Origin of the sequence: Mesorhizobium sp. M4A.F.Ca.ET.020.02.1.1, from assembly GCF_004022645.1 — a bacterium.
Lineage (GTDB): Bacteria > Pseudomonadota > Alphaproteobacteria > Rhizobiales > Rhizobiaceae > Mesorhizobium.
Window position 1 is genome coordinate 1 of record NZ_RZOI01000112.1, and the last position, 11730, is coordinate 11730.

At 60.3% G+C, this 11730-nt stretch carries 11 protein-coding genes; 6 read left to right on the forward strand and 5 right to left on the reverse strand.

The window, feature by feature from the left end:
• The 5 genes from EN742_RS10360 to EN742_RS10380 form a co-directional block, all read left to right on the forward strand.
• On the forward strand, nt 1-689 hold a 689-nt coding region (locus tag EN742_RS10360; RefSeq protein ID WP_210214444.1), incomplete at its 5' end, for a substrate-binding domain-containing protein.
• A 173-nt stretch (nt 690-862) separates the two neighbouring features.
• Entirely contained in the window at nt 863-3238 is a 2376-nt protein-coding gene (locus EN742_RS10365; RefSeq protein WP_128332766.1) for an aminotransferase class III-fold pyridoxal phosphate-dependent enzyme, read from the forward strand.
• A 146-nt stretch (nt 3239-3384) separates the two neighbouring features.
• Entirely contained in the window at nt 3385-4482 is a 1098-nt protein-coding gene (locus tag EN742_RS10370; RefSeq protein WP_128332767.1) for a polyamine ABC transporter substrate-binding protein, read from the forward strand.
• 76 nt (nt 4483-4558) lie between these two features.
• Nucleotides 4559-5584 (forward strand): acetylxylan esterase, encoded by a 1026-nt coding sequence (locus tag EN742_RS10375; RefSeq protein WP_245492289.1) that lies wholly within the window; start codon nt 4559-4561, stop codon nt 5582-5584.
• A gap of 778 nt (nt 5585-6362) precedes the next feature.
• The gene (locus EN742_RS10380; protein ID WP_128332768.1) at nt 6363-6653 is read left to right on the forward strand and encodes a hypothetical protein; all 291 of its coding nucleotides are present in this window, start codon (nt 6363-6365) and stop codon (nt 6651-6653) included.
• A 242-nt stretch (nt 6654-6895) separates the two neighbouring features.
• Here the strand turns inward: EN742_RS10380 and EN742_RS10385 are convergent, their stop codons facing one another.
• The 5 genes from EN742_RS10385 to EN742_RS10405 all read right to left on the reverse strand — a co-directional run bounded on the left by EN742_RS10385 (nt 6896) and on the right by EN742_RS10405 (nt 11032).
• On the reverse strand, nt 6896-7864 hold the full coding sequence (locus tag EN742_RS10385; RefSeq protein ID WP_128332769.1) for a quinone oxidoreductase: 969 nt from the start codon (nt 7862-7864) through the stop codon (nt 6896-6898).
• The gene (locus EN742_RS10390; RefSeq protein WP_128332770.1) at nt 7861-8652 is read right to left on the reverse strand and encodes an alpha/beta hydrolase; all 792 of its coding nucleotides are present in this window, start codon (nt 8650-8652) and stop codon (nt 7861-7863) included. Before EN742_RS10390 ends, EN742_RS10385 begins: the two co-directional genes overlap by 4 nt.
• Nucleotides 8653-8952: 300 nt before the next feature.
• Entirely contained in the window at nt 8953-9462 is a 510-nt protein-coding gene (locus EN742_RS10395; RefSeq protein WP_128332771.1) for a cytochrome P460 family protein, read from the reverse strand.
• A gap of 20 nt (nt 9463-9482) precedes the next feature.
• Entirely contained in the window at nt 9483-10544 is a 1062-nt protein-coding gene (locus EN742_RS10400) for an alpha/beta hydrolase (RefSeq protein ID WP_128332772.1), read from the reverse strand.
• Nucleotides 10545-10615: 71 nt separating this feature from the next.
• Complete coding sequence (locus EN742_RS10405; protein ID WP_128332773.1) at nt 10616-11032, reverse strand: organic hydroperoxide resistance protein; 417 nt, start codon at nt 11030-11032, stop codon at nt 10616-10618.
• 386 nt (nt 11033-11418) lie between these two features.
• Between EN742_RS10405 and EN742_RS10410 the strand changes: the two genes are divergently transcribed.
• Nucleotides 11419-11730: transcriptional regulator (locus EN742_RS10410; protein ID WP_148670067.1), on the forward strand; the 312-nt coding region annotated here is incomplete at its 3' end.

Below are 11730 nucleotides of genomic sequence, written 5' to 3' on the forward strand. Positions count from 1 at the left end.
AAATCAGCACGGAGATCACCGGGATGCTTGAAGCCGGTTCGGCCCGGCTTTCGCGCGTCCGAAGCGCTTTGGCGGGAAAGGTCGGCGTCGGCATTGTCGACTGCTTAACGACCGACCCAAGTTTCCGGCTCGCCGACGCTATTACCGAGCTTTCAAAAGCTGCGCCGGAAGTCGAGCTTGATCTCAGGATCATGCGGCCCAACGATATAACGAAGGCGGTGGCGGAAAACGAAATAGATATTGGGATAGGCGGCTCCGACATCAAAGTCGCAAGTGTGCAATACCAAGTCATCTACCAAGAGGAGCACGCGGTATTTTGCGGCTCGACGCATCCTTTGTTTTGTCGAAATGACGAGACGATTACGAGTGCGGAATGCTACGGCCATCCTTGGGTAGAGAGAGGATATTGGTATGGAATTCGGCGTCACGGCTTCGACGCCGCAGTCGCGAACCGGGTAGCCTTTGATATTGAGGCGCAGCTTCTGATGGTCCTGTCGGGCGCCTACCTTGGGGTCCTGCCGATACATTTTGCCCGTGTGTTCGAACAACAGGGACGTCTTCGACGACTTCCCATTGCCGACGAGGCCTATTCAGCCGACATCGAGATCGCCACGCGAACAGGCGAGCAGGCTGCCAACGTCGCCTATGTGCGCGACGCGATCATCAGGGCGCACCGGATGCATTTGTAAAAACCAATGTATCCGTTCTCTGAATGATATTCTTGCCGTGTCGATAGAGGTCTAGCCTCCCGTATGGCCGGCAATGCGCAGCGCAAAAATGCCACCTGCGGACTTCCCTGCCAAACGTGCAACTTCGACGTGATCGCCACGGCGGGTCTCGGTACTTGGCCTTAGGGTATGGAATGAGCACGGACGCTCTGCTGCTTCGCAACCTTCCCAATTTTTCGCCGGAAGCGACAAGGCACCTCGTCGCAACCCGGTACGGGATCGACGGGACGTACAGGCAACTGGCTTCCGAGCGCGATTTGTCGTGGCTGATCGAGGGCACCGATGGCCGCGACGTCGTCGTCAAGATATCGAATATAGACGAACCTGAAGGCGTGGTGGATATGCAGGTCAAAGCCCTGAACCATATCCGCGAGCGCGATCCGACCCTGCCAGTACCTCGCGTTGTTCCCTCCCTTTCTGGCGCCCCCTACGAATGGATCGAGGACGGACGCGGCTGCCGGCACATGATGCGCGTGCTTACTTTCCTTCCGGGGAAGATCATGGAGCAGGTTGAGGAAGCCTTTTCCGCCGCCACTCGGTTCAACATAGGAGCGATGGTAGGACGACTTGCCTTTGCGCTGCGCGATTTTTTTCATCCCTACGCAGGCAGCAATGCGCACCTCTGGGACATTTCACGTGCCCTGGCCCTGCGCCCGCAGATAGCAAAGATCTCCGACGCCAGGCTTCGGCAATTGTGCGAGGAAATCTTCGAGCGCGCCGAGCGCTTCACCCTTCCACAATTGTCGAGGACGCGTCGCCAAGTCGTGCATCAGGATTCGCATGGCGGCAACATCCTGGTCGATCCACAAGACAGCACATCGCCGGTGGGCATCATCGATTTTGGCGATATGGGCCATAATTTCATTGTTGCGGACATCGTTACAGCTTCCGAGACTTTCGCGGACTTCGATGACGATCCGATCGCCTACCTTTGCGACGTCGCATCAGGTTTCGATTCGACATACCCGCTTGAAGAAAATGAGATCGATCTCCTTTTCGATGCGCTGCTCCTGCGCCTCGCCATGGCCACCGTCATCGTGGAAGCGAGAGAAGCCACCGACGAAGCCGGCATTCCGCATATCGACAACGCCGGCCATTACCCTCGGATGATGGAGTTGCTCAGCCGTCAAGGTCGCGCGCAGGCGGTGCGCCGGCTTCGTCAGGCGTGCCGGTTTCCGGTGTATGGCGCCATGAGCAATGATGGGGAGGATCTCGCAACTGACTATGACTTGCTCAGCCACGAGCGCGAAGCCCACCTGGGACCGATATGGCATTTCTACAACAAGCCATTGCACATCACCCGCGCCCGCGGAGCCTGGATGTATGGCGCCGATGGCACGGCTTATCTGGACGTCTACAACAACGTCCCTCAGATCGGCCATTGCCATCCGCACGTGGCGAAGGCGATCTACCGCCAGGCCAACGCGCTGAACACCAATACGCGATATATGTGCGACGTGGCCGTCGAGTACGCAGCGCGCCTGACCGCCGACCTGCCTGATCACCTCGACGCCTGCATCTTCGTCAATTCGGGCAGCGAAGCCAACGACCTGGCGATGCAAATCGCCATGTCACTCAGCAGACGCGACGGCGGTTTGATCATCGACCAGGCCTACCATGGCTGCACCGAACTCACGACCGCCCTCTCCAATGAAAGCTGGCGTCATCTTCCCGCCGACGAGCACCCCAAACGCATTGAAACCCTGGCGGCCCCCGACATGTATCGGGGCCCTTTTTCCCGCGATCCCCAAGCAGCAGCGAAATATGCTGCCGACGCCGACAGGGCGATAGCCGTCTTGCGCGAAAGGGGTCACCCGCCTGCGGCATTCATGGTCGACACTGCCCTATGTTCAAGCGGGGTGCTGCGGGCGCCTGAAAACTACTTCAATCTTGTCGCCGAAAAGGTCCGATCGGCAGGCGCGTTCGTCATTGCGGACGAGGTGCAGGCCGGTTGTGGCCGCATGGGAACTTTTTGGGGTTTCCGGGCAAACGGGCTCAAGGACGAAAACATCGATTTCGTAACAATGGGCAAGCCGGTTGGAAATGGCCACCCTCTTGGCGTCGTCATTCTCAGCTCGGATTTGATGAAGCGGTTCGTCAATGGCACCTATCCGCTGTTGTTCAGCACGTTCGGCGGCAACACCGTTGCATGCGCGGCCGGCATGGCTGTGCTGGACGTCCTGGAGCGAGAAGACCTGATCAAGCGGGCCGCCGTAGTCGGCGAGTATCTGCGCCACGAGCTTGGGCGCCTGGCCGAACAGCACCCCGTCATCGGCGACGTACGCGGGCTTGGAATGATGACTGGCGTGGAATTGGTGACGGATCGCCTGACCAAGGAGCCGGCCATCACACAGACCGAGCGACTCATCGACGACATGCTTGCCCGCAACATCCTCATCGGGAAAAGCACGCCTAACACGCTCAAGCTACGCCCCCCGCTGATTTGGTCGCCCGACGAAGTCGACATCTTCGTCAAAGCTTTCGATGACAGCTTGAGAAGGCAGCAATGAGCCCGCCAATTCATTTGCAGAGAACGGATAATGGGCTGGCCTCCAGACAATCGGCAGGCGAGGTCAACGCCACTCTCGTTGCCCTCGAGAATGGAGCAGCAGACCTGCCAACAAAATGCCCGACCCGACCAAACAGGAGAATCTTCATGAAGAAGCAGCTACTCGGACTGGCTGTCACGATGACGGCCGTCCTCTTTTCCGCAGGCGTCTCGTTGGCAGAGGACAAGGTCGTCAACGTCTATAACTGGTCTGATTATATCGACAGTTCCATCCTTGATGATTTCACCAAGGAAACCGGTATCAAGGTCGTCTACGACACCTTCGATTCGAACGAAATTCTCGAGACCAAGCTGCTTGCCGGCGGCTCCGGCTATGACGTGGTGGTCACGACCGGACCTTTTCTGGCCAGGCAGATTCAGGCCGGCGTGTTTCAGAAGCTCGACAAGTCCAAGCTGCCCAATTTGAAGAACATGTGGCCCGAGGTGATGGCGCGCCTGGCCAAATACGACCCTGGCAACGAATATGCCGTCAACTACATGTGGGGCACGACCGGCATCGGCTACAATGTCGACAAGGTGAAGGCAGCGCTCGGCGACATGCCGATCGACAGCTGGGATGTGCTCTTCAAGCCCGAGAATGCGGCCAAACTGAAGGACTGCGGCATCAATATCGTCGATGCGCCGGAGGAGACCATGGCCATCGCCATGAACTATCTAGGCAAGGACGGCGACAGCAAGAAGAAAGAAGACCTCGAAGCCGGCGGCGACATCTACACGAAAATCCGGCCCTACGTCCGTACCTTCAACTCCTCTGCCTACATTAACGACCTGGCGAATGGCGATAAATGCATCAGCATCGGCTGGTCGGGTGACGTGCTGCAGGCCAGGAACCGCGCCAACGAGGCCAAAAACGGGGTCAAGGTCGAATACCTGATCCCTAAAGAGGGCACCTATATGTGGTTCGACAATCTGGCTATCCCCGCCGACGCCAGGCATGTCGATGAGGCGCACGCCTTCATCAACTACTTGATGAGGCCGGACGTCATCGCCAAGTCAACCAACTATGTCCAAACCGCCAACGGCAACCTTGCCTCGCAGACGTTCATCGACGAGGGAGTGTTGAAGAACCCTTCGGTCTATCCAACGCAGGAAACGCTCAAGAAGCTTTTCACGATTTCTTCGTACGGCTCCAAGGAGCAGCGCGTCCTCACCCGCCTCTGGACCCAGATCAAGACTGGCAGCTGAAAGGCTGCTCCGGCCGGCGGCGCCTCGGGCGGGGTCTGCCGCCATGTAATGCCTGTAAACTGGATGGGGTAGTCGGTTGGATCGGCAACGCGCAAATCCAAGCTCGCCTGCAACTCAACTGAGAGGAAGAATGCCATTCCAAGATCTGATCCAGCCTGACCTGGGCGCCTATGTCAGCAAGGTGGCCACTCCAGGCGATTTTGCCCAGTTCTGGGCCTCGACCATCGCCGAGGCCCGCGAAGCCGGTGGCGAGGTTCGCATCGTTCCGGCACGGACAACGCTCAAGGCGGTCCAGTCTTTCGACGTCACCTTTCCGGGATTTGGCGGCCATCCGATCAAAGGGTGGCTGATCCTGCCCAAGCAGCGGCAGGGCCGAGTTCCTCTCGTCGTTCAGTATATCGGCTATGGCAGCGGTCGCGGCCTGGCGCATGAGCAACTGCACTGGGCCGCGTCGGGATTTGCTTATTTTCGAATGGATACACGCGGGCAGGGAAGCGACTTGAGCGTCGGCGAGACCGCCGACCCGGTCGGCTCGACCTCTTCGTTTCCCGGCTTCATGACGCGTGGCGTCCTGGACAAGAATGACTACTATTACCGGCGCGTGTTCACCGATGCTGTGAGGGCGATAGATGCTCTTTTGGGGCTGGACTTCATCGATCCCGAGCGCATCGCGGTTTGCGGCGACAGTCAGGGCGGCGGCATTTCGCTCGCCGTCGGCGGCATCGATCCGCGTGTCAAGGCCGTGATGCCCGACGTGCCGTTTCTCTGCGACTTTCCGCGCGCTCTGGGGACTGCCTTGCTCGATCCCTATTTGGAGATCGTCCGTTTCCTGGCGCAGCATCGCGAGAAGAAGGCGAAAGTCTTTGAAACGCTCTCCTATTTCGACTGCGTCAACTTCGCCCGGCAGTCCAAAGCGAAGGCGCTTTTTTCGGTGGCCTTGATGGACGAAGTTTGCCCGCCCTCTACCGTTTATGGCGCGTTCAATGCCTACGCAGGCGAAAAGACCATCGTAGAGTACGAATTCAATAACCACGAGGGCGGGCAGGGCTATCAGGAGCGCGAACAGATGGCTTGGCTCAGCGGGCTGTTCGGTATCAGCTGACGTGACCGGCTAGCACTGCGCTTCGCCCTCGCAGGACGCCTTGGCTTGGCCTGGCAAACCAAGCTCCAACCGGATACCAGCCGTCCTGTTGGTAGCCGCACCGGCAGAGCTCCGCAAGGTGGATGCCATTGGCCTCCCCCTGCTCGGTGTTAGCTTATCCAGTCCCTCGGCCCCCGAGGACCGGAAGGCAGGAGGGGACCCCAACGCCGTCTCGGAAGGTTCTACAATTCGGCGTCGACTGGGGTTCTTGGAAGCTTTTCGAACTTTCTGTCTTGCGCCTCCAGTCGAGATGCGTGCGCTTCGGAAGGAGGTGGGGGCGTATGTCTACGCAGTGGCTCTGCCTCAATCCCTTATGGGTTCGAGCCGGTAGAGCGCTACATCGCGAGACTCACTTTTTGAGAGGCGCTTTTTGCTATCGGACGCACGCGACTTAGTCAGAATTTTCCAATTCTCTGGATTGAGGCTGGCCGCTGCGAAGGTCCCGCGTCGGATCGCGGCGTTGCGCCACTTACCCATCGGAAGCGCAGCGTCCAGCGTTCGATCGGGTCGTCCTCTTCCGCGTCGTCGTCAGGTCCATCGTCCTGACTGATCGTCGCTTACGTGCGGGGATCGAGCAGGCTGCGTGCTACGTCTTCAATATGCGCGCGCATCACCGCCTCGGCCCGAATGCGGTGCTCATCACGGTCTATTCCCTGATGGCGGGCACACTGGGCGGGCTGGCGTGGCTCAGCGACGTTCCCTCCGCAAGCATGTACACTGGCGTGGCGGTGCTCATGGCATGCTGGGGCGCAAGCAGCTGGTCGCAGACGCCGGCCCAACAGCACCGGTTGATCGCAAGCGCGCCCAGGACGCGGCGCTCGCAGTCGCGTTCAATTCGTCGGGGATCTACCTCGGCATTTCGATCGGCACCGCCATCGGCAGCCATGCAATCGGCATCGGCACCTCGACGGCCCTGTGGTACGGATGCGCGCTCGCACTCGCCGCACTCTTCTACATGCTTGTTACAACGGCGCTCCGCAGCACCACCAGCGCCTCCGCGGAAGACACGCACAAACCGATGCGGCCGTAACGCAGGACGCTCGGCACGTGCGGCGCCCTCGATCTCGGAACGCCACCGCTGCCGTCATGCCCGTTTAGGTCGTTCGCCATGCCGGCGAGCTCTATCTGCGCCGGATGCGAAGATAGAGCTCGCTTCGATACCAAATCGGTCAATGGCTTGGGGCGGTTGTAGTCAACTTCGTTTCGCCTCGGCGGCCTGGCGCCCGCTTCGGCAGGCGCCGCGGTCTTTTGGCCGGATCCCGGTTCGCGTTTTTACGGTATGAGCAGGAGCTTGCCCGTAGTCGTTCGGCTTTCTATGTCGGCATGGGCATTCGCCGCTTCCGCCAGCGGATATTCGCCACCGATCCGGATCTTGAGCTTGCCATCGATGATCCAATCGAAAAGTCGAGCCGACCGCGAGCGGAGCAGTTCAGGTGTACGGATATGATGGAAGAAAACGGCGTAGCCGATCTTGATGCTCTTTGGGAGTTGCATGATGTCGATGGGACCGGGACCGCCCAGGACGGGGCCATACCAGCAGAACGTTCCTGAAATCCGGAGCGCATCGAGCGAGCCTTGGAAGGTCGCGGGGCCGGAGCCGTCATAGACGACATGCACACCTTCACCACCCGACAAGCGAACCGCTTCCTTGGCGAACTCGCCTTCGGTATCCACGATGACATGATCGGCGCCCGCCTCGTGGGCGATCGCCACCTTGCCGGCCGAGGAGACGCGCCCGATGACATGCCCGCCCCTCAACTTGATGACTTGGGTCAGGAGCAGACCGAGACCCCCTGCCGCCGCATGGACAAGCGCGATATCGCCGGCCTGCACAGGGTAGAAATCGGTCGCAAAATGACTGGCGGTAAGCCCCTGCATCATCACCGCGGCCGCCATGCGGTCGTCGATCTCGTCGGGGATCGGTACGAGAGCATCGGTCGGTATTGCCGCTCGCTCTGCATAGCTCCCCGGCGCGTAGACCCACGCAACCCGCTGCCCAGGCCGGACATTCTCTACCCCGTGGCCAACCGACACCACCCGTCCGGCCCCTTCCACGCCAAGAGTCTTCGGGTTGGGCATCTCGGTCCACGCTGTGCCGTGTCGCACGCCGATATCCATGAAGTTCACGCCTGCTGCGGCGATCTCGATCAGCGCTTGGCCGGGACCCGGTACGGGCTCCGGCCGCTCGGCAAATTCCATCACCTCCGGCCCGCCCTGCCGGGTCATCACGACTGCTTTCATCGCGATGCCTCCTTGGCCGCCTTCTCGATCAGCCGCGCGACTGGTTCAGGGTTCGACACCATGACTACATGCGAAGCGCCCTTGACCACGACGGTATTCCGCGAGTGAGCTCGTGCGGCCATGAAGGCCAAAGCTTCCGGCGGGATGTTCTTGTCCCCGCCGCCATAGATGAACCAGTTCGGAATCTTCTTCCACGCAGCCCCGGTCTGGGCCTCGCTCAGCGCTGCTTCCGTGATGGGTCGCTGCCCGGCGGCCATCAGCTTTGCCTCGGCGGCGGAAACGTCCGCCGCGAACTGGTCGCGAAATTTGTCCTGTTGGATGTAGAGATCCTTGCCGCCGCCTGACAGCGGTACCGGCGGAGCAAGGGTCGGACCGAGCGTGCTGCCCGGAAACTTGCCCGAAAGCCCGGCGGCCGTCTCGCCGACGTCCGGGGCAAACGCAGCCACATAGACCAGCGCCTTGACATTGGCGTGGCCTTCGGCAGCCTCGCTGACGACCGAGCCGCCATAGGAATGCCCAACCAGGACGACAGGCGATGCAATGCCGGAGACGATATCGGCAACGTATTGCGCGTCATTGGCCACACCCCGCAAGGGGTTGGCGGCGGCCACAACCGAATAGCCGTCTTTCTCGAGAATTTTGACGACGCCATTCCAGCTCGATGCGTCGGCGAACGCGCCGTGAACCAGTACGATAGTGGGCTTAACGGGCGCGGGCTTTCCGGACTGCGCGTACGCGTTGCCGAATACAGCCATGGCGATTGTCAATCCTGCGAGCAGTTTTTTCATCTCATACCCTTTCGATGGTTTTGATTGGTGCGGTCTCATTGCGATGGGAGAAAGTCTAAAACGGAGATATTTCAGTGTTACTTGGCTGAACCCACGGCGGGCCGGCCTTGTTGCGGAAAGCTGAGTTGGTCAGCCCGCGCAATTGCGTGGGCTGATGTGCGACCAGACGATGACCGGCGGCGAGGACGCTTCGGCCAAGGGCACGCCGATGCCGCGCGAACTTCCAGTGATAAGCCATCTTTGCGACATGGCTTCTCCTTCGGCAGGGGTGTCTGCCTCGCAGGCGTTCAGGGTGAGCCGCTAGGGCGCGTACCGCGTGAAGACGTAGTCATGTCCCTGAACGCGCGCCTCATGACAGGCGAAGCAGGTTTCATGCTGGGCCTCGTCAGCCGGTTTACCGTCGACAAACCTGCCGAATCCCCATCCGCCGGTGGCGGCGTATTTCTTCGAATCCTTAACCATGATCTGTACGGTCGTGGCGGTGCCGGGAATGGAGGCGGATTCGAATTCGGCCGATTGGACGTGTTTCCAGGCAAGCTTTGCGAGGAAGGTTCCGTCAGGGAACGGCAATGTTCCTTCACGATATGCCTTAATCGCCACGACGTTGCCGAGGACCGCTCTAAGCTCGTTCAGGGGGTCTGCTTCCTCGGCCGGCGCGACCAATTCCCATTGCCGATATTTATCGGGGACCGTGACGCCATAGATCGGTGATGCCGCCTTGGGTTTCGCATCGTCATTTGCTCCGGCCACCGCGAAGACAGATGCCGCAACGATCCCGCCCACACACGGCACGAGGTGGATAGGTTTCATTGGAAAGCTCCGACATGCCGTCAGAACTTGTCGACGTCGATGACCGCCTGCGCAAAGGCCTGCGGAGCCTCCTGCGGAAGGTTGTGGCCAATGCCGCCCGAGATCAACCGGTGTTCGTATCTGCCGGAGAATTTCTTGGCGTAATTCGCCGGATCGGGATGCGGTGCGCCGTTTGCGTCACCTTCCATCGTGATCGTCGGCACGCCGATCGTTGGAAGCGCCGCAAGCTTCTTTTCCAGCGAATCATATTTTGGCTCGCCCTGGGCCAGGCCGAGCCGCCAGCGATAATTGTGGATCGAGATGGCTACGTGGTCGGGATTGTCGAACGCGGCAGCGGAGCGTTCGAAGGTGGCGTCGTCGAAAGCCCATTTCGGCGAGGCAAGCTCCCAGATAAGGCGGGCGAAATCCCGGGTGTATTTCTCGTAGCCCGCTCGTCCCCGTTCGGTGGCGAAGTAATATTGATACCACCATTGCAATTCGGCCTTCGGCGGCAGCGGCGCCTGGTTCAACGCCTGACTGCCGATGAGATAGCCGCTGACGGACACCACGGCCTTGCAGCGCTCGGGCCAGAGCGCGGCGATGATGTTGGTCGTCCGCGCGCCCCAGTCATAGCCGGCGATGAGCGCTTTCTGGATCTTAAGCGCATCCATCAGGGCAACAATGTCGGACGCCATCGCCGCCTGCTGACCGTTCCTCGGCGTTGCGTCCGACAAGAACCGCGTCGAGCCGTAGCCGCGCAGATATGGCACGATGACCCGATATCCTGCCTCAGCAAGCAGCGGCGCCACATCGACATAGCTGTAAATGTCATAAGGCCAGCCGTGCAGGAGGATGACCGCGGGACCGTCGGCCGGACCGTCCTCGGCATATCCGACGCTCAGCAGGCCCGCGTCGATCAGCTTCATCGAGGAGAACGAGGTCCGCGCCTTTGTGGTTCGGGAAGCGGTCGTTTCCGTCTCGCCGGCCTGAGCTCCGGCAATCCCGATCGCGCCGAGCTGCGCTGCGGCGACCGTCGCGGCAGCGACGCCGAAGAGGTGGCGACGCTGATGGTCGATTTTTTCCGGGTTTCTGACTGCCTTCATTGGTGCACTGCCTTTTCGTAATGACATTTCTCGATAGTGGGCCTGCCCGATCGATCGATATGATCGGCGGGCTAAATCAGGTTGATTGCGACTTCGATGTTGCCGCGCGTGGCCTTTGAGTAGGGGCAGGTCTGATGCGCAGCATCCACAACGGCCTGCGCAACATCCCGCTCGAGCCCAGGCAGACTCACATTGAGGCGCGCGCTGAGGAAGAAGGCTCCTTCTGCAGCGTTCAGATCCGCTTCCGCATCGATTGCGAGACCAGCCGGCAGTGCGATGTTCATCTTGCGAGCGGCGATTGCCATCGCACCCTCGAAACAGGCCGACCAGCCGGCAGCGAATAGCTGTTCCGGATTGGTGCCACCGCCTGGGCCGCCGGGCGTGGAAAGCCGAATGTCAAGCCGACCGTCGGAACTGCGCGACGCGCCGTCCCTGCCGCCGGTAGTGCGGACCTTGGCGGTATAAAGTGGTTTTGCAGATTGAGTCATGACCGCTGTGTTCCTTGCAAAAGGTACTGGGAAAAATCGGGGGAGATGGGCGCGCGACGTCGCTATCGGCGGGCGCGCAAGCAGGTTGGAAGGGCCCGTGGCTGGGCAGGCTTCACCGCATCAGCGATGATGACAATGCAGGCATGATCATTCTCCCTGAGTCGCAGCAGAAGTTCTTGCTGCTTCGAACATAGAGGAGGGTCGCCTGGAGCTCCCGTTATACACTATGATGGGATGTTAGCGCTCACCAGCAGCCGCACGTCTTGGGACCGGCCGCTATCACGTCCTGCCTCAAAGTCGCCGCTCGGGGCGACGAAATCGAACTTTCTGCCACGTAGGTCTTGGAACTCGAACCCGGATCTTCCCCAGCCATCGGACAGGATGCGATGAAAAACGACGTCGTCATATCGCCAGCCGCGCAGACGAGCGACAGGATATCGTTTGGTCCCTTTACGCTGGCGCCGGGCGAAAGGCTTCTTTTGCGGCAAGGCATGCCTGTCGGTCTCGGCACGCGCTCTTTCGACATCCTGGCAGCCTTGGCCGCGCGTCCCAATGAGATCGTCAGCAAGAAGGATCTGCTGGCCCTTGTCTGGCCCGACGCTACCGTCGAAGAAGGCAGTTTGCGGTTTCACGTCGCCAACCTCAGAAAGGCGTTAGGTGACGGCAAGGATGGGGCACGCTACATCGCGACCCTGACG